Raw genomic sequence first — 17,571 nt, 5'->3', positions numbered from 1 at the left:
GCCCGATCTCGGCAAGCAAGGGAAAGAACCGTGACCACAGCCGCCCACCGTGCGAGCCCGCTCAGCATCGCCGTCATCGGCACCGGGCCTCGAGGCATATCCGTCCTCGAACGCCTCGTGCACCGCCTCAACGCCCGCGGCCCATCCGACCGCCCGGTGCGCATTTACGCGTTCGACGCCGTCGAGGTCGGCGCGGGCCGCGTCTGGCGCACCGATCAGCCCAGCTGGTTCACCATGAACACCGTCGTGGGCCAGGTCACCATGTACTCCGGCGGGCCGGACGGGGGTCCCGCCCGGCCCGGCGCCGGGCCCTCGCTCGGCCAATGGGACGCCGAGCGGTCCCGTACCCACACAGAGCAGCCCCTCGGCCCGGACGACTATGCCTCCCGGCAGCGTTACGGCCAGTACTTACGCTTCGTTTTCGACACGATCCGCAGCCACGTGCCGCCCGGCACCGACCTGCTGCCCGTACACGCCCGGGTCACCGCCCTCACCCCGCGCCCCGCGGGCGGCTACCACCTCGAACTCGACCAGGAACGGGGCAGTCTGACCGTGGACAGGGTCGTCCTCGCCACCGGTCACCCCACCAACGCCCCCACGGCCGCTGAGCAGGAACTGATCGACTTCGCCGCACGCCACCCGCAGCTGCACTACGTGCCCGCCGATTCCGCTGCCGAGATGGACCTCTCCCTCGCCGCCGTCCCGCCCCGGACGGCGGTCGGGATCCGCGGAATGGGCCTGTCCTTCTACGACGTCATGCTCAGCCTCACCGTCGGCCGTGGCGGTATCTTCATCACCGCCGCCGACGGCTCGCTGACCTACCGCCCCAGCGGCGCCGAACCCCGCATCATCGCCGCATCCCGCAGCGGTCTGCCCATCCCGGCCCGAGGCCGCAACCAGAAGAGCCCCCAGTACAGCCACGCGGCCCGCTTCCTGACCCGCGCGGCGTTGAACGCCGCGCGCCACCACCGCGAACAGGTCAGCGGCAGCCCCCGACTGGACTTCGCCCAGGACATACTGCCGCTGCTGCTGCGCGAGGTCGAGCACGTCTACTGCACGACACACGTGCGCACCCGTCTCGGCGAGGCCGTCGCGGCGGCGTTCGCCCGCCGTCATCTCGCCGTGGCCGGCGACCCGCAGGCAGTCCGGACACTGCTGGCCGAGACAGGCCTGCCCGACGTCGAACCGCTCGACATCTTCCGCCTGGCCCGGCCGTTCGCCGACCGGCGCTTCTCCTCCCCCGCCACCTTCCGCAGCGAACTGCTCCAGTACCTCCGGCACGACCTCGACCAGGCGGAACTCGGAAACCACGACGGCCCGCTCAAGGCCGCCCTCGACGTCCTGCGTGACATCCGCAACGTCGTGCGTGAGGCGGTCGACTACGGCGGCCTGCTGCCCGAGTCCCACCGGCACGCCTTCCACACCCACTTCCTGCCGGCCAACGCGCTGCTCTCGGCCGGGCCGCCCCGAGAGCGTGTGCAGCAGCTGCTCGCGCTGATCGAAGCCGGCCTCGTCGACATCGCAGGCCCCGACGCCCGCTTCACCACCGACGAGCAGGCGGGCCGCTTCCACGTCCACTCGCCGCAGGTCGACGGCTCCGGCCACTACCTGACTGCCCTCATCGAGGCACGTATCCCCACCCCCGCCCTCGCGTCGGACACCTCCGCGCTCATCCGCCGGCTCCTCGCCGACGGCATCGTCAGCGAATACGTCGTCGAGGACCTCGTCCACGGCCAGCGTCTCGACAGCGGAGGCATGGCCGTCACTCCCGCTCCCTTCCACGTGATCGACCGCGACGGCAAGGTCCTCACCGACCTCTACGCCATCGGCATCCCCACGGAGCACACCCGCTGGTTCACCCAGGTCGGCAGCAGCCGGCCCGGCGTCAACACCCTCTTCTACCGGGACGCCGACGCACTCGCCGCCGACCTCCTCGCCGACCCGGCCCGGCCTCGCACGGCCCCGGGCCGAGCCCACGCGGCCCAGCGGTGAAGGCCGCCCTGTCACCGGCCGGCCGGGAATTCTGCCGAGCCCGTGACCTCCTGCTGGCCCACCACGACGACCCCGAGGGCGCCTACTGGCGATTCCGCTGGCCGCGGCCCGAGTACTTCAACTGGGCTGTGGACTGGTTCGACGCGATCGCACGGGACAACCACAGCACCGCGCTGCGGATCACCGGCCGCGGCCAGGACCAGGCCGTGACCTTCCATCAGCTGGCCCAGCGGTCCGGCCAGCTCGCCGGCTGGCTCGCAGCCAACGGTGTACGGCGCGGTGACCCGGTACTTGTGCTGCTCGACAACCGCATCGAACTCTGGGAGAGCATGCTCGCCGCCATCAAGATCGGCGCGGTCGTGGTCCCCACCTACACCACCGCCACCGTCGACGACCTCACGGACCGGATCGGCCGTGCGGACATTCGTCACGTCATCGCCGAGAGCCGGCTCACCTCCCACATCGACGCCGCGGCGGACCTGTCGGTCACCAGAATCACCGTCGGCCCCCCGCCCGTGGGCTGGCTGGACTACCACGACTCCCACGGCCACACCCCCCTCTTCCAGCCGCAGGAGCCCACCCGGGCCGACGACACCCTCTTCTACTACTTCACCTCCGGCACCACCTCCCGGCCGAAGATCGTCCGCCATACCCATCTCAGCTACCCGGTCGGCCATCTCTCCGGCATGTACTGGAACGGGCTGCGCCCCGGCGACCTCCACCTCAACATCTCCGCCCCGGGCTGGGCCAAGCACGCCTGGAGCTCCTTCTTCGTTCCCTGGAACGCCGAAGCGACCATCCTCACCCTCGTCCCCGGCGCCGACACCCCCGCAGACATCCTCGGTGCCCTCCACCAGCACCCGGTCACCGGTTTCTGTGCCCCGCCAACGGTCTGGCGCTCACTCGTCGCCCATGGACTCTCCCGGGCACCCGCCCACCTGCGCGAGGCCACGAGCGCCGGCGAACCACTCGATGCCCCCACCTTCCGGGCCGTTCGGGACGCCTGGGGCCTGGACATCCGCGACGGCTACGGTCAGACCGAGACCACCGCCCAGATCGGCAATCCACCGGGCCGGCCGGCCTCCCCCGGCCGCATGGGCCTTCCCCTGCCCGGATACCGCATCGCAGTCCTCGACCCCGAGACCGCAACCCACGTCCCGGACGGCGCCATCGGTGAGCTCTGCGTCGATCTCACCGACCGGCCGGCCGGCGTCATGGCCGGCTACCACGGCGACGCGGCCCGCACCGATGCCGCCTTCGCCGAGGGGCACTACCGCACCGGTGACCTGGTGACCCGGTCCGCCAACGGCTACCTGACATACATCGGCCGCGCAGACGACATGTTCAAGTCCTTCGACCACCGCATCTCGCCCCTGGAACTGGAACATGCGCTGCGCACCCACCCCGCCGTGGCCGACGCCGCCGTCGTCCCGGCACCGCATCCCATCGGGCAATGGGTACCGCACGCCTTCCTGGTACCCGCCGCCGGATGGCCACCGGAGCAGGCAACGGCCGACGCCGTCCTCGCCGCAGCCCACGCCCGCCTGCCCGCCGAGAAGCACATCCACTCCGTCACCTTCACCGACAGGCTCCCCAAAACGTCCTCCGGAAAGACCCGCCGGGCCGTGCTGCGCACCGCAGTGGTCGGCTGAGCCCCGTCCCGGCGGCGTGCTGCCCGCCCTGACCACACGCCGCCGGGACGGACACCGCAACGGCCCCTGGGCCACGGGGGCGTTGTGAGACCGCAACGAGCCAAGCTCACGACGACGAGAGGGATTCGGAAGCAATGGCGGTCATCCACCACACGACTCTGACACCCAGCAAACTGGATCTTCTCGCCTCATGGCTGCCTGCTCAGCCCTGGTACGCAGGCACCGGACACCGTCCCGAACTGACCAAGGCCGGCGGCTTTCGCCTCGACGACCCGCAGGGCGAAGTCGGCATCGAGTTCATGATGGTCACCGATGGATCCGGCAACCGACCACTCACCTACCATGTCCCGCTCAGCTACCGCGGGGCACCACTCGACGGATCCGATCACGCCCTCATCGGCACGGCCGAACACGGAGTACTGGGACGACGATGGATCTACGACGGAACCCACGACCCGGTACTCGTCACACAACTGCTCAACGCCATCCTCGGCCACGCCGAACCACAAACCCAAGACCTCAGCAACACCCCTGACCACTCCGTCACACATCACTTCTCAGGAACCATCGACCCGGCTCCGATCAGATCCACTGCCGTGACCAACAGGCCCGACGGCACACACCTCACCGTCGAAACCACCACCACGGCCGACCCACACAGCGAACCGACCACACCTCTCACCATCCGAGTCACCCGCATCCTCCCCCCAGCGGACCACTCCCCCGCCCACCCCACACAACCCCAGGGACACATCACCGCCGGATGGCACTCCCCACACGGCACCCAAGACCGAGGCCCACTCGCCGTCCTCTACGACCAGGCTCCTCCACGCACCAGACCACCATCACCACCAACTCAATAACGGCAACGGCTACGCGAAGTCCTCATGGTCCGGGGGGCGGAACGGATCGGCGGACGTCGCTGTCCTCGCAGCGAAGCAGTCGTGACATGTTCCATCACACCTTCGCCCGCGCCGGACTGATCATGCAACAGCTCCGCGCCAGGACCGGATCCTCTTCAAGCCCCAGAAGTGCGCGACCTCCTGCACCTCATGCGACTGTTCGACTGGCCACCCGGCCCGACCCCGACGGCCGGCTCTTCAACAAGGCCCTCACCCATCTGCGCGACGAACTCCACGCCGCGGTCTGTCCCAGCAGCGACACCGACGGCGAGATCCGCATCCACGAAGCCGCACAACAGCCCGACCGCCCCACCGGTCAACGAGTGGGCCCCCCTTACCGACACCGGCCACGCCACCGCCGTCGGCAAGAACCTCCTGGCCCAGCTCGACATCGCCTCCCTCATGGACCACCTCACGCGCTACCCCGCATCCCGCTCAGGGACCGCACCATCACGACCTCGGCGATCTTCTCGTTGAGGACGTCACCTCCCTCGCCATGGTCTGCACCAGCTGGGCGATGGCCTTCTCGCCGACGACTGCGGTGTGCTGCCGTTCGGCCGTCTCGACGGCGGCCCGCGCCACCGTGGCGGCGCCGCGGACTTTCCGGTTGCGCAGCCAGGTCTCCAGACGGCCGGCACCCATACGGCGGACCGCAGCTGGAGTTGGTAGCCGGTCAGCAGCATCAAGGGACCGGTGTTGGTCAATTCCAGGGCTCGTTCGAAGGCAGGAAAGATAACGGTCAGCGCTCCGCGCAGCCGATTGACAGCGCGGGTGCGGTCGCACACCAGATCAGTGCGGCGGGCCGTGAACCGCTTCAGCTCCACCGTGGCCTCGTCACCGGGACGCACCGGGTTCAGGTCGCGGCGCATACGGCCTGGTCAGCGATGACGAGTGCGTCGCGGGCACCGGTCCACTACCGCGATAGCCGCCGGAGGCTCGGTTGACCACGCGGCCGGGGATGTAGAGCAGATGCCGGTCGTGGCTGACGACACGCGATCAGCAGGGCCGCACGGCCGGCCAGGTCGACGGCCCAGGTGACCTCGTCCCCCAGAGCCAGGACGTCGGCGAAGAGCCGCAGCCCTTCAGGCTCGTCGTTGGCCCATCCGGCGCGACAACAGCTTGACACCTTCGGCGTCGAGGACCACGCAGTGGTGATGCGTCTTGCCGGCGTCAACCCCGGCCCTGTCCCGCTGATGGTGCTCCCGAGCATCGCCGTGACAGCGCAACCCTGCAGACGACCTCGCCGACGTTGTCCTGCTCAGCGATCTGCTCGCACATCCCCATCAGCGGCCGAGTCGTCGCCGGGGTGTCGAGCGGCCAAGTGTCCCTGGACACCGAGGGCAACGGTCAGGTTCCCGCCCACCTCGCACGACCGGGGCAGCAGCGAAGCAGTGGCTGACCGAATAGGGCGGCCTCGCCGTGGACGACGTGGTTGCCAAAGAGCCGGAACAGCCGTATCTGCCAGGCGGCCGGGGATGGCTCGACCGTCAACTGCCTGAGCCTCCTGCCCGCCCGCAACACCCTGTTCGGCGCAGCCCGGGGTCGTCACCCACATGGCTGCCGCCGCAGAGAGCATCGACCCCGCTCACCAAACGCTGCCAAGGTCACCGAAGACTCACACGATCCACCCACCAGACCCGGGCACCGGGAACGAGTCCGACCGCCGCGTGGTGCGCTGCCAGGAGATCGGCTGCGAGCGGGTCGCCGGCGCCTGCGGCGAAGCGCCCCGCCCGCCGGCGGCCGGCGGCGGTGCGAATGTGTCGGTTGGGAAGTAAGGGAGGGGCTGGCGTGGTCATGCCTGCCCTCCTCCCCGGTGCCGCTTTGCGTACGACCAGGTCACCGCCGTCATCAGTGCTGGGACGGCGAACAGCGGAGCGAAAGCGGCACCACAGATCATCTGGGTCATACCGCTCGACAGGTACGTCTGGCTCTCGACGGTGAGAGCGACCACGAGTTGCCACAGTGCCACAAGGACCAGGACGGCCGAGGCGGTCCAGGCAAGCGCGGCGAGGGCCCGGGGTCGCAGCGGCTGCCACCGGTCGCTGACGAGCAGCAGTGGAAGCAGAGCGGCCAACTCGGCGAGAACGGACAGACCTACGACGTATGCGATGCCCCAGCCCGGGATGTCGTAGATGTTGCGCAGCACCTGGTCGCTGTAGCCCACATAGACACCGGATGCCATGGCGATGCGCCACAGGCCGGACGGGACTGCACACAGCGCGATGGCGTGGGCGGCGCGGCGCGCCCAGATGGGCGCGGGCGCAGGTGCGGCGGCGGGGAGGGGAAAGGTCGCTGTCGTCATGACGTACATGCTGGCTCTGGACATGGCCGCCGGGCGTCGTCCGCTGCGGCGGACCGGCTCCGCCCTGCGGAGGAGGGCGCACCCGCTGAGGGAGGACCTGACGGAGGCTCGATCGCCGGTCGGCTCGGTTGCCCCAACCGGCTTCACCTTGCCGAGGTGGCTCCAACTGTCGGGGCCGGACGTGTCCCTGCCGTTCCAGGCGTGGACGGCAGAGCCGTCGTCTGCGGTGCCGAGGATGCAGTCGGCGATGCGGTCGCCGGCGAAGTCGGCGAACTGGACGCCGGCGCGGCCCGAAGCCGCTCCGGCGCCCGCCGTGCCCGCCGTGCCCGCACCAATGGCGCCGCCGTCGGCTTCGGCACCCGGCGCTGCTCCCGTCGCCGCAGCATCGGCCGGCCCCGGCCCGGCCTCCGGCCTGACCGGCCGCCTGCTGCACGCCGCGCGTCAGGCCCTGACCACCCCGCCCGGCGTCCCGGTCGCGGGCCCGCTGCGGTGGGTTGGTACATCCACCTCCGTTCAAGCCCACAGCGCCTTCAGTACCCCTTGGCACGGCCACCAGCTCGTCGATCGCTGGTCGTTCACAGCCCTCACCTGCCTGGCAGCTGGCCCTCCTCGACGGCCTTGCTCAGGTCGCGCCGCTGTCCCCGAAGTCAGTTGCCGAGGGGGACCCTTGTGCATGCTGACGAAGGCGTGCCCACGTCAGTCCTGCGCGGTGGCCAGCAGTACCTTCAGCAGCTCGTCGGGGGCGTCTCGCATCACGTTGTGGCCGCAGGCCAGGGCGTGCGTACGCCAGGCGGGGTCGCTGCACAGGCGTTCGTAGAGCGCGGTGAAGGGGGACTGGCCGTCCCAGCCGGTGGCGTAGACGTAGTCCCGGCTCCGGTACCGGTCGAGGGCGCCTTCCAGGCGGATCGACTGGAGCAGGGAGGCCAGGGGGTGCGGGGTGGCCCGGGAGTCGAAGAAGGGCAACGGTGCGCTGGTGTAGCCGGTCTCGCCCGCCCCGTTGAGATACCAGGCGCGCTCCTGGTCGGTGACCAGCGACCAGCAGGAGTCGCCGTGTTCGGGGACCATGGCGTCGACGTAGACCAGCCCGGCAACCCGCTCGTGAGCGCGGTCGGCGGCGCCGGTGATGACCATGCCGCCGTAGCTGTGTCCGACCAGCACGGCGTCGGTGATCTCCTCGTCCGCGAGGAGGTTGACCACGTCCTCGATATGGGTGTCGAGGTTGACCGTGGCGGTGAGAAGGTGTCTGCGGTCCCCTACACCGGTGAGGGTGAGGGGGTAGGCCTGGTGGCCGTGCGCCCGAAGCTGCCGGGCCAGCGGTTCGAAGGTCCATGCGCCGTGCCAGGCGCCTGGTACGAGGACGAAAGTGGTCATCAGGTCTCCGTAAGTTGTTAGGCGGCCCGGGAGGGCTGGATGTGGCTGATCGGGTCTTGCCTTTGGTGGCTCAACAGGAGTGGCCGTCCGGCTCTCCGGGGCGCCCTGGCTGCTGATTGAGATGTGCGCGCCTTGTGCGGTCGCTGATTACGGAGATGACAGCGGGGTGTTCCTCGGGCCGACGGCATGCTGTGCGGAACGAGGAGGGGCGAGTGGACGAGCGCAAAGCTCGAGTCTGGGCGGCGATCTCTCGCATGCCCGCCTGGTCGGCTTCGACGACCAGGAAGGCGGCGCGCAGTCCGAGCGGGTGCGCCTCATCTGCGAGGTAGGTCTCGGCCGGGGAGGCGAGGGACACGACGTGCCGCCGGACGGAGCGTGCGCAGTGAGCGCGGCCCGTATGCGCCGCCGATTGAGAGCTCAGACGGTCGGCGCAACGGCTGATGCGGGCGCGGGCTCCCGGCGCGTCGCCGCCGCCCACCGCACCACAGGCCCCAGCGCGTACGACGCCACCAGGAACAGGCCGCCCAGGACCAGCCACCCGACCGGACCCATCCCCACCAGCAGCGCCGTCAGCAGCAGCGGCCCGAGCGTGCGGGCGACGGTGACACCGGTGCCGAAGAAGCCCTGGTACTCGCCGATTCGCTCAGCCGGTGCCAGATCGAAGCCGAGCTGCCAGGAACCGGCCGACTGGAGCATCTCGGCAGCGACCAGGAGCACCGAGCCGCCCACCAGGAAGGTGATCGCGAGCCACGGCGAAGTCCCGGCCGAGAGGGCGAAGACGCCGCAGGTCGCGAGCATGAGCACACCGGATCGACGAATGGCACGGGCTGCCGTGGCCAGCCCCGTCACCGAGCGGGCGGTACGGACCTGGAAGAGCATCACGCCACCGGTGTTGAGAATGAACAGCGCGGAGACCAGCCACTCCGGGGCGTCAGTACGCTCGGTGATCCACAGCGGCAGACCGAGGCTCAGCAGCGGCATCCGCAGGAGCAGCACGGTGTTGAGGAGCGTGACGACGGCATACGGCCGGTCCCGCACCACCTCCAGCTTCGCACCACGTACCGCAGGCACCGGCGCAACGGCTGGCAGCCGCAGCAGGACGAGCGCGCACAGCAGAAAGCTCAGGGCGTCGATCGCGAAGACCGCGAGATACGCCGATCTGGTGCCCGCGGACAGCGCGAGCCCACCGATACCGGCGCCCACGGCAAGCCCCGCGTTGAGCGTCGACTGCAGGTAAGCGAGCGCACCGGTGCGCTCCTCCTTGGCGACCAGACCCGCCAGCAGCGCCTGCCGGGCGGCGGCCAGGCCCGACTGCGCGGTGGCGTAGAGGCAGGCAGCCGCGAGGAACGGCAGAAAATCCCGTACAACGAGGAAGGACGCAACCGCCGCGCCGGTCACGAGCGCGAGGAGCACAGCCGTGCCACGTGGACCCCGGCGGTCGGCGATCCGGCCGAGCGGCACCCCGACGACCGAGCCCACCGCCCAGGCCACGGTCAGGCCGAGACCGATCCTGGCCGGCTCCAGCCCGACGACATGGACGAAGTAGAGCGCCGACGTGACGTAGAACGCGCCGTCCCCCACGGAATTGCTCAATTGGGCCAGGGCAAGCCTGCGTTGAGGTCCGGCGGGCGGCAGCAGTTTTGGCATGGCCTGACGGTACACAGACATCCGCTCGCCCGGCAGAAGATAACCCACCCTGCCCACCCGAGGTCCACGAAGCCCGGGAGCGAGCCCGTCACCAGCACTCGTCCCGACGCACCAACTCGTATGGGGAAACGCAAGTGCGCAACAGAAGCCGGATTCCTATTCTCAGCGCATGAGGCCACCCGTGTATCCGCCCAAGCCCGTGCCCGGCGACTGCGTCGCGGTCATCTCACCCTCCTCCGGCCTGCCAGGACTCCTCCCGATCCCCTACGAGCTGGGACTCAAGCGGCTGCGTGAGGAATTCGGCCTGGAACCCGTGGAATACCCGACCACCCGAAAGATGGGCTCCACGCCCCAGGAGCGCGTCGACGACATCCACGCCGCGTTCGCCGACCCGACCATCAAGGCGGTGGTGGCCACCATCGGCGGCGACGACCAGCTCACCGTGCTCCCGCTGCTGGACCGTGAGCTGATCCGCTCCAACCCCAAGCCCTTCTTCGGCACCAGCGACAACACCAATCTGCTGATGCTGCTGCGGAACCTGGGCATCGTCGGCTACCACGGGGGCTGCCTGATGACCGAGTTCGGCCGTCCGTCCACACTCCACCCCCTGACCGCCGACTCCGTATGCGCGGCCCTGTTCACCTCCGGCCCCTACGAACTCCGCCCCGCCGAGCGCTACCGCGACACCGACCGCGACTGGGCGGACCCGGCCACCTTCGACGCGGAACCGGACTCAGAGCCCGCCGACGGCTGGATCTGGCACCAACCCGAGCGCACCGTCGAGGGCCGGGCCTGGGGCGGCAACTTGGAGATTCTCTCCTGGCTGCTGATGGCCGACCGCGAGATCGAATGTGACACCGCGGCGTACGAGGGTGACGTGCTGTTCCTGGAAACGTCCGAGGAGCTGCCGCGCGCGGAGGAGGTCTTCCGGATCCTGCGCAACATGGGCGAGCGGGGCCTGCTGGCCCGCTTCCCCGCCCTGCTGATGGGCCGTGCCAAGGCCTGGTCCTTCGAGCAGCCAAACGGTCCTGAGGCCAAACAGCGTTACGTCACGCAGCAGCGTGAGGCGGTGCTGCGTGCGCTGGCCGCCTACGCCCCGCGGACCATGGCGGTCTTCGACGTCGACTTCGGGCACACCGATCCCCAACTGGTGATCCCCTACGGCGGCCTGGTCCGTGTCGACGGCCCAGCACAACGCATCACCGTGACGTACTGACCCCCGGCACCCGGCTGGCCGTCCCCGCACCGACACCGCCCTGCGATCCTGCCCAGGCCCGCCATGCCCTGGAGGCCCACCTCGGGTGCGACGAGCGGCCGGTCCTGTTTCGACAGAGCACACCGCACAACACCCCCGAGCTCATCAATGGTCTGCACAGCCAGGACGCAATCCGGGGAGCCTGCTCAATCAAGGCCCGATGAAGCCGCGCACGACGGCTTCAACTTCTCGTCCGACTACAAGCGGCCCGAGCCGTACCGGGGCAGGGTTCTCCTTGTCGATGGTCGCCGGGCCGTCGCGATCGCTGCGGACGGCACTGTGACCGCCGCCGTGGTCGCGAGCAGCGAGATGCTCGGCTGGAGCATGGAGCAGCGGTTCGGCGAGACCGGCAGGCTCAACGTCGTGACGCTGTCCGAGCTGATGCTGGAGTACTTCCGCCTCGTCGACGAGAAGATCCTGCCCGCCGTCGACGGGCCGTGGCAGCACAGGATCGTCACCGCCCGCTTCGCCCAGGAGCCCGCCCGCACCCTGGCGCCGGAGCGAATCCCGAGTTCCCGTTCAGGCCGGGCGGCGCCGCGGCTCGACGACCTCCTCGGTGGCGGACAACGGAAGCCGCCGGACCGGGTCGCCGATCAAGCCGGGCGACGGCATCGCGCGGATCAGGGTGGACGGGCTCCGGCCGGTCAGCACAGCGAGCCGGGAGAGGCCATCTGGGGCCCGGTAACCGACTCGGTTGTCGACGCAGCGGTGCTGCCGCGACGGGCCTATCAGGGAGGAAAGGTAGCCGATGGTGAGGTGGTTGGCGTCGGCGAGCCGGTTCAGGCAGGAGCCGATGGTCTTGCGATGGACGGGCGGCAGCGCGAGCGGCAGGGACCGCAGCCCGGTGGTCACGCGATGTGCTTCTCGCCGCGGGAACGTCGCCGGCGTGCGCGGGGAATGTTCTGCTGTCCCGCGCCCTCGTCCAGGTCGACCCGTTCCAGCGAGGCTTTGGTGATCTTCTTGCTGCCGTCGAGGATGGCGTCCAGGGCGGCCTCGCGGACGAGGTGGGACAGACTGCCGATCATGCCGCCGGTGCGGTCGTGCAGGTAGGCGATCAGCTTCAGCAAGATGCCCGGCCGGTGGGCGTGCAGCCGCAAGGACTCCTCCAGCGACGCCACGAGTGATCACCAGGAGTCGCGCTGGTCACCGGTCTTGTGACGGAACAGACTGGTGGGGATGAGGGTGTAACGGCTCAGTCGAGGACGTGCCGCAGATAGAACTGCGGGTCGGCGAGATAGCGGCGCCAGTGGTCGACCAGGTCGAGCTCGCGCCAGGCCACACGGCGCATGCCATGCTCGCCGACCTCGATGATGTCTGCACCAGGCAGGGCGGTCAGCAGCGGAGAGTGGGTGGCACAGATGACCTGGCCGCCACCCTTCACCAGTTGGTCGATATGGCCTAGCAGCTCCAGGCAGGAAGCGAACGACAGCGCGGCTTCTGGCTCGTCCATCACATACAGCCCTGGCTGGAGGAACTTGCCCCGGAACGCAGCGAGAAAGCCCTCCCCATGGCTGACCGAGTCAGGCGCGAACCCTTCCCGGCCCAGGGCGTCCAGTGCCGTCTCGGCGCGCAGGAAGAACCCCTTGCGGGCGGACCAGCTGCCCAGCATGTGCCTTCCGCGCGGAGCTGCGTCGAAGCGGATCCGCTCACCCAGCACCGACTTGGGGCGATGGCTGGCGTAACGCCAGTCGTGCGAGCCGCCCCAGGAGTCCAGACCGAAGCCTTCCGCGAGGGCCTCGACCAGGGTGAACTTGCCCGAGCCGTTCTCACCTACGAGGAAGGTCACCGGCGCAGTGAACCGCAGCCCGTCCTCCAGCAACCCGCGCACACAAGGCACGGACCAGGGCCACTCCTCCTGTTCATACGAGGCCACGTGGACGTACGTACGTTCGATGATCACGCGTCGAGTCTCCCACAACGCGCGCTCAGGACGTGTGCCCCCGCCCCGGAACCCCCGGCGTTCGGCCGACTGCTGTGTGTTCTCGCGAACATTGACTCCGGCCCGACCCGGATGCCTCCCATCGAGCTGAACATCTGCTGCCGCGACTCGGGTTCTGGCTCGGTTCCCGTGATGCGCGCACGCCGAGTGACGGCTGACGCTCGGATCAGGCTCCGGGAAGTTGCCTGAAATGACCAGGGCCGATCTTGGAGTGGTCGACAGTGCGGCGTCGTGGAAGAGACGTCGCCCCGTCTGGAGGGCCTGCTGTTACCGTCCATCGCGAACGTGTCGGTGCTGTCGCTGGACGTGAGCCACGAGGCGATACGCGTCGGCGTCCGCAGTACGGCGGCCGGGGCGGCATGCCCGGACAGTGGGAGCGAGTCGACCCGGGTGCACAGCTCTTACCTGCGGTTTCCAGCGGACGTGCCGAGTGGGGGACGTCTGGTGATCCTACAACTGCGAGTTCGGCGGTTCTTCTGTCCGGAGTCTTCGTGTGCTCGGCGGACGTTCGCTGAGCAGATACCGGGACTGACCCGGCAGCACAGCAGGTGGACGGAGCGGTTGCGGTCGACTCTCGCCGCGGTGGGTCTCGCCCTCGCCGGCCGGGCCGGCTCCCGGATGGCACGGGCCTTCGGGGTGTCCATCAGCCGCAGCGCGGTGTTGCGGCTGCTCGATGCATTGCCCGAACCCGAAGTCCCGGCCCCGCGGGTGGTTGGTGTTGATGAGTACGCCACACGCAAAGGACGGGTCTACGGCACGGTGCTTGTCGACGTCGAGACCCGTCGGCCGGTGGATTTGCTGCCTGACCGGGAGGCGTCCAGCCTGGCCGCATGGCTGGCGAAGCGCCCCGGGATCGAGATCGTCTGCCGGGACCGCGCGCCGTTCTTCGCGGAAGGTGCCACAGCCGGGGCACCCCAGGCCACGCAGGTCGCCGACCGCTGGCACTTGTGGCACAACCTCGGGGAGGCCGCTGAGCGGGCTGTCGCCCGCCACCGCCAGTGCCTTCGTGTCCTGGTCCCCGATCGCGAGGGGAAGGCCGACGAACCGGCGCCGCCTGAGGAGAAGGCGGACTCGCCATGGCGGAGCGAGCGGTTCGCCAACCGCGTCCGAGCCAGGCACGCCACGGTCCACGCGCTGCTGGAAGCCGGAGCCACAGCCGCCGTTCCATCGGGCGTGAGCTCCAGATGACCCACCGCACCGTCAAAAGCCTCGCCGACGCTGCGAAGCCGGAAGACCTTTTTCGCGGCCAGTGGCAGCTCAACAGAACCTCCGTCCTCGACGAGTACAAGCCCTACCTGGACGAACGTTGGGACGAGGGCTGCACCAACGCCTGTAAGCTCTGGGAGGAGATCGTTCCCTTGGGCTATCGAGGCAGTTACGGCCGCGTCAGCGCCTACCTGCGAGAGAAGCGCACCTTGCCACGGCCGGTCACCGCGCAACCGCCGGCACCCCGCGTGGTGACGAGATGGATCCTCAGCCGACCCGAGACGCTAACCGAGATCGAACAGCTCCGGCTCAAGGTCGTCCTGGCCAACTGCCCTGAACTCGACGCCCTGACCGGTCACGTCCGGTCCTTCGCCCAAATGCTCACCGAGCGGCAGGGGGAGCGACTCCCTCAGTGGCTCGACGCCGTCCGCCAGGACGACCTGCCCAGCCTCCACACTCTCGCGGCCGGCATCGACCGAGACCGCGACGCGGTCATCGCCGGCCTGACCCTGCCCTGGAACTCCGGCGTCGTCGAAGGACACGTCAACAGGATCAAGATGCTCAAGCGCCAGATGTTCGGACGCGCCGGCTTCGCACTGCTCCGCAAGCGGGTCCTCCTGGCCCCGTGACCGATGTCAGTGGCTCCTGGAACCATGCCTTCGTCCGAGACAGCCGTATCAGGAGGCATGCATGGGAACGTGGGGAACCGGCCCGTTCGACAGCGACCTTGCCGCAGACTTCGTCGATGGACTTGAGAGACTCACTCACCAGCAGGTTATTGACGTGCTGGGGCGGGCATTCCAGCGAGTCACCGACTCGGGAGAACGCGTCGATGGCGGAGACGGGGCCGAGGCCGTTGCCGCCGGCGCTCTCGTCGCCAGCACTCTCCCGGACAGCCGCATCGTGATTGACCCGGATGACGGTCCCAGGGAACCGCTGCCGAAACTGCCAGCCTCCCTTCGCGCGTTGGCGAGACTCGCACTGGACCGGGTTCTCCAGGACGGGTCAGAAATGGCAACCGGCTGGGTGGACAGCGCCGACGCTGACCAGTGGCGCCAGGAAGTGCGACAGATCCTCCAAGCACTCGAAACACCCACTGATCACTAATCGTGACCGCTTCACGGAAGTCGTGCCAGAACCTCTCTAGGGACAGCGTTTGTCGGCAGGTTCGGGAGGCAGGGGGTAATCATCTGGACTGCGGATGTCGATGAGAAATGACGGCAGCGTCAGGTTCTCAAGGATGAGACGGTCTCTGTGGGCCATTAACGCAGCGGCGTTGACGACCTAGCTTTTACGGAAGGCGTCGATCACGCGGGCGTAGCTGTCGCCCCCGTGCCCGGCGGCCACCATCTGGCGCATCAACTCCAGGTGCAGTTCGGGCAGTCGGGGGTCGATGCCCCGGTCCGCCCCGGCGTGCAGCAGGTGGCCGATCGCGGCGACCTGCACGTCGATGGTGGCGTCGTGGCCGGGGTACTCGCCCGCGTCGATCTGCTCGGCGTACCCGGTCATGAACCAGGACACCGTCTTCAGCCAGCGGCAGGCGATCGTCGTGAAGTCCCTCGCCGCGACCCCGTCCGCGCCGGCCAGCGCGGTGGCGTGCAGCCAGCCGCCGAAGACGGACCACATGAGGCCGAGCAGCCCGGAGTCGTACAGCGAGGCGAGCCCCGCGTCCGTCCCGAGGTCGACGGGGTCGCCGAGGACGGCCAGGGTGTCGCGGTGCGCGGCCAGGACCTCGGGGGCGCCGCTGTAGAGGAACATGTGGGCGCTGTCGCCGACGCCGGGCGGGGTCGTCATGATGCCGCCGTCGAGGTACGCGATCCCCTGCCCGGCCGCCCACTTCGCCTCCTCGCGCGCCTGCTCGGGCGAGCCTGAGGTGAGGTTGACCAGGGCCTTGCCGCGCAGCGACTCCCCTACGGGGCCGAGGAGTTCGCGTACGGCCGGGTAGTCGAGGACGCACACCAGGACTAGGTCGCTCGCGGCGACGGCCTCGGCGACCGTCTCCGCGCGGACCGCGCCCCGGGCGACGAGGGGCCCGGCCTTCTCGGGACTGCGGTTCCAGACGGTCGTGGTGTGCCCGGCGTCCAGGAGGGCACCGGCGAGCGCCGCGCCCATCTGTCCCAGACCGATGACGGTGACGTTCTGTGCGTTCATGAGTGACAACTCCCTGTCTGTGGCGGTCCTTGAACAAGATCCACACTCGCAGGAGCGGAAGGGGCGTGACAGTGGCAGGACTGACCATGTACGCAAAATTCCTGCCACGGGGCCGGGTTAGGATCGGTGAATGAGCGCAGGTGTCGTCGCCGTGGCCGTCGTCCCCGACCCTCGCTCGGGGGTCTCCCTCTGGGAGCTGTTCGAACTCTCCATCGCCTGCACGGTGTTCGGCATCCCGCAGCCCGACCTGGCCGACCCCTGGTACGAGCTGAGGCTCTGCGGCAACGCCCCGGCCGGGGCAATCTCCCTGCGTACGGAGTACGGCCTGGACGCGCTCGTGGGCGCCGACACGGTCATCGTGCCGTCCGTGCCCGACGCGGTCGTCGAGGACGGCCAGGAGGTCCCGGCCGATCTGGTAGCAGCCCTGCGCGAAGCCGCCGCCTCTGGGGCCCGGATGGTCTCCCTGTGCACCGGCGCCTTCGCGCTCGCCGCGGCCGGGCTCCTCGACGGCCGCCGGGCCACCGCGCACTGGAGTCACACCGCCCAGCTGGCGGCCCGCCACCCCGAGGTGGTCGTCGACGACTCGGTCCTCTACACCGACGAGGGCGGGGTCCTCACCAGCGCCGGGGCCACCGCCGCGCTCGACCTGTGCCTGCACCTGGTCCGCCGCGACCTGGGGGCCTCGGTCGCCAACCAGCTGGCGCGGCGCCTCGTCGTGCAGGCCCACCGCTCGGGCGGCCAGGCCCAGTTCATCGAGGCGCCGGTGCCCCGCGACGACGACGCGGGCCTGGCTCCCGTACTCCAGTGGGCGGCCGAGCGGCTGCACGAGCCGCTCACCGTCGAGGACCTGGCGCGCCGGGCCGGGCTGAGCCCGCGCACCTTCTACCGGCGGCTGCGGGAGGCGACCGGCACGACGCCGCTGCAGTGGCTGTTGCAGCAGCGCATCGGCCGGGCACAGAGCCTGCTGGAGTCGACCGACCTGCCGGTGGAGCAGATCGGCGACCGCAGCGGCCTGGGCACGGCGGCGAACCTGCGCCACCACTTCACCCGGACGGTGGGGGTCTCCCCCACCGACTACCGCAAGTCGTTCAGGCCCCCGCGGCTACCTTCGTAATAGCGAGCTGGGGCTTGTACGCACGGAAGAGTGCGTGCAG

14 protein-coding genes and 2 pseudogenes are annotated in these 17,571 nt (G+C 69.6%); 7 read left to right on the top strand and 9 right to left on the bottom strand.

Annotated features, from left to right (window positions below):
* The first annotated feature begins 30 nt into the window (after positions 1–30).
* The 3 genes from ACWD0A_RS29265 to ACWD0A_RS29255 all read left to right on the top strand — a co-directional run bounded on the left by ACWD0A_RS29265 (position 31) and on the right by ACWD0A_RS29255 (position 4,507).
* A complete protein-coding gene (locus ACWD0A_RS29265) occupies positions 31–1,992 on the top strand; it encodes an FAD/NAD(P)-binding protein (protein ID WP_451302905.1) in 1,962 nt (653 codons plus the stop codon).
* Positions 1,989–3,644 carry an AMP-binding protein gene (locus ACWD0A_RS29260; protein ID WP_451302903.1) on the top strand — a complete coding sequence of 552 codons (1,656 nt, stop codon included), beginning with the start codon at positions 1,989–1,991 and terminating at the stop codon, positions 3,642–3,644. Before ACWD0A_RS29265 ends, ACWD0A_RS29260 begins: the two co-directional genes overlap by 4 nt.
* 134 nt (positions 3,645–3,778) lie before the next feature.
* A complete protein-coding gene (locus tag ACWD0A_RS29255; protein WP_451302901.1) occupies positions 3,779–4,507 on the top strand; it encodes a maltokinase N-terminal cap-like domain-containing protein in 729 nt (242 codons plus the stop codon).
* Between the two features lie 493 nt (positions 4,508–5,000).
* Here the strand turns inward: ACWD0A_RS29255 and ACWD0A_RS29250 are convergent.
* From ACWD0A_RS29250 to ACWD0A_RS29235, 4 genes and pseudogenes are all read right to left on the bottom strand, one after another.
* A pseudogene (locus tag ACWD0A_RS29250) lies at positions 5,001–5,772 on the bottom strand (IS110 family transposase); the annotation flags it as partial.
* 566 nt (positions 5,773–6,338) lie between these two features.
* Entirely contained in the window at positions 6,339–6,857 is a 519-nt protein-coding gene (locus ACWD0A_RS29245) for a hypothetical protein (protein WP_451302943.1), read from the bottom strand.
* A gap of 687 nt (positions 6,858–7,544) precedes the next feature.
* Positions 7,545–8,219, bottom strand: coding sequence for an alpha/beta fold hydrolase (locus ACWD0A_RS29240; protein WP_451302899.1), 675 nt, complete (start codon positions 8,217–8,219; stop codon positions 7,545–7,547).
* Between the two features lie 417 nt (positions 8,220–8,636).
* Positions 8,637–9,866 carry an MFS transporter gene (locus ACWD0A_RS29235; protein WP_451302897.1) on the bottom strand — a complete coding sequence of 410 codons (1,230 nt, stop codon included), beginning with the start codon at positions 9,864–9,866 and terminating at the stop codon, positions 8,637–8,639.
* 169 nt (positions 9,867–10,035) lie between these two features.
* Between ACWD0A_RS29235 and ACWD0A_RS29230 the strand changes: the two genes are divergently transcribed.
* Positions 10,036–11,082 carry a S66 family peptidase gene (locus ACWD0A_RS29230; RefSeq protein WP_451302895.1) on the top strand — a complete coding sequence of 349 codons (1,047 nt, stop codon included), beginning with the start codon at positions 10,036–10,038 and terminating at the stop codon, positions 11,080–11,082.
* Between the two features lie 189 nt (positions 11,083–11,271).
* Here ACWD0A_RS29230 and ACWD0A_RS29225 read toward each other — a convergent pair whose 3' ends face one another.
* From ACWD0A_RS29225 to ACWD0A_RS29210, 4 genes are all read right to left on the bottom strand, one after another.
* On the bottom strand, positions 11,272–11,568 hold the full coding sequence (locus ACWD0A_RS29225; RefSeq protein WP_451302893.1) for a hypothetical protein: 297 nt from the start codon (positions 11,566–11,568) through the stop codon (positions 11,272–11,274).
* Between the two features lie 72 nt (positions 11,569–11,640).
* On the bottom strand, positions 11,641–11,973 hold the full coding sequence (locus tag ACWD0A_RS29220; RefSeq protein WP_451302891.1) for a hypothetical protein: 333 nt from the start codon (positions 11,971–11,973) through the stop codon (positions 11,641–11,643).
* Positions 11,970–12,239 (bottom strand): hypothetical protein, encoded by a 270-nt coding sequence (locus ACWD0A_RS29215; protein WP_451302889.1) that lies wholly within the window; start codon positions 12,237–12,239, stop codon positions 11,970–11,972. The genes ACWD0A_RS29220 and ACWD0A_RS29215 overlap by 4 nt, the downstream gene beginning before the upstream one ends.
* Before the next feature lie 74 nt (positions 12,240–12,313).
* A complete protein-coding gene (locus ACWD0A_RS29210; protein WP_451302887.1) occupies positions 12,314–13,021 on the bottom strand; it encodes an AAA family ATPase in 708 nt (235 codons plus the stop codon).
* 291 nt (positions 13,022–13,312) lie between these two features.
* On the opposite strand from ACWD0A_RS29210, the pseudogene ACWD0A_RS29205 reads away from it, so the two are divergent.
* A pseudogene (locus ACWD0A_RS29205) lies at positions 13,313–14,895 on the top strand (ISL3 family transposase).
* Between the two features lie 61 nt (positions 14,896–14,956).
* Positions 14,957–15,373, top strand: a complete 417-nt coding sequence (locus ACWD0A_RS29200; protein WP_451302885.1) for a DUF4259 domain-containing protein — start codon at positions 14,957–14,959, stop codon at positions 15,371–15,373.
* A gap of 177 nt (positions 15,374–15,550) precedes the next feature.
* On the opposite strand, the gene ACWD0A_RS29195 is transcribed toward ACWD0A_RS29200, so the two are convergent.
* The gene (locus tag ACWD0A_RS29195; protein WP_451302883.1) at positions 15,551–16,417 is read right to left on the bottom strand and encodes an NAD(P)-dependent oxidoreductase; all 867 of its coding nucleotides are present in this window, start codon (positions 16,415–16,417) and stop codon (positions 15,551–15,553) included.
* 130 nt (positions 16,418–16,547) lie between these two features.
* Here ACWD0A_RS29195 and ACWD0A_RS29190 point away from each other — a divergent pair, with 130 nt between their 5' ends.
* Positions 16,548–17,531: a helix-turn-helix domain-containing protein gene (locus ACWD0A_RS29190; protein WP_451302881.1), complete on the top strand. Its 984-nt coding sequence runs from the start codon at positions 16,548–16,550 to the stop codon at positions 17,529–17,531.
* The last annotated feature ends 40 nt before the right edge of the window (positions 17,532–17,571 follow it).

It is taken from the genome of Streptomyces sp. NPDC002867 (genome assembly GCF_053591895.1).
The sequence above is the reverse complement of the archived record's forward strand: the minus strand, read 5'-3'. Positions and strand labels throughout refer to the sequence as shown.